Source organism: Photorhabdus kayaii (assembly GCF_025384895.1).
In the GTDB taxonomy this organism is placed as follows: domain Bacteria; phylum Pseudomonadota; class Gammaproteobacteria; order Enterobacterales; family Enterobacteriaceae; genus Photorhabdus; species Photorhabdus kayaii.
The window spans coordinates 1-959 of sequence record NZ_JAJAFZ010000198.1 but is presented as its reverse complement, the minus strand read 5'-3'; the positions used below and the strand labels follow the sequence as shown (position 1 = coordinate 959).

The 959-nt window shown below is 53.6% G+C and carries 1 protein-coding gene; it reads left to right on the top strand.

Annotated elements, in window-relative coordinates; genetic code table 11:
* A partial coding sequence (locus tag LGZ98_RS23865) for a condensation domain-containing protein (protein ID WP_262978746.1) occupies nt 1-959 on the top strand: 959 nt, incomplete at both ends.

Here is a 959-nt window from a genome sequence, read left to right as displayed (position 1 = left end):
TTACCGTTGACACCGAATGGCAAGCTGGACCGGCAGGCATTGCCGGCCCCGGACCAGCGTGCGGTGGTGACACGGCAGTATGAAGCGCCACAGGGTAAGCTTGAGCAGCAGCTGGCACAGATTTGGCAGGACTTGTTAGGCGTGGAGCGTATCGGCCGCCACGACAACTTCTTTGAGTTAGGCGGGCATTCACTGTTGATCGTCAGTGTGATTGAGCGATTACGCCTGATGAATTTGCATCTGAACGTAGCGGCCGTTTTTGCCGGGCCAACACTGATGGCGATGGCTACTCGTGTCAGCACGGGGGAGAGTATCGCGGGTGAGGGTGTTCCCGAGAATCGTATCCCCGGAGATACCCAGGTTATCACACCGGAGATGCTGCCGCTGATTATGCTGAGTCAACCCGAGATAGACAGCATTGTGGCGGGGGTTACCGATGGCGCTGCCAATATTCAGGATATTTATCCACTCGGCCCGCTACAGCAAGGTATCCTGTTTCACCATTTGTTGGAAAATGAAGGCGATACTTATTTAGAACGTGCAATGTTAGCGTTCGACAGCCGACAGCGTTTGGATGGCTTTTTGACTGCCTTGCAACGGGTAATTGACCGTCATGATATCTTGCGCAGCGCGGTACATTGGAAAGGGTTACTGGAGCCAGTGCAGGTGGTGTGGCGTCAGGCGCCATTGTGGATTGAAGAGCTGAACTTATCGGCGGAGGAAGACGCTGAAAGACAACTGTATCAGCATACCGACCCGCGGCGGGTACGGCTGGACGTGACCCGAGCGCCATTAATGTCGGCCACCATCGCGCAAGACCCGCAATCCGGTGAATGGCTGCTGGCATTACTGCTTCACCATTTAGTATGTGATCATGTGTCTTTGGAACTCATTAACAATGAAGTTCAGGCTTTCTTACAGCAGCAAGAAGAACATCTGCCACTTCCTTTACCTTATCG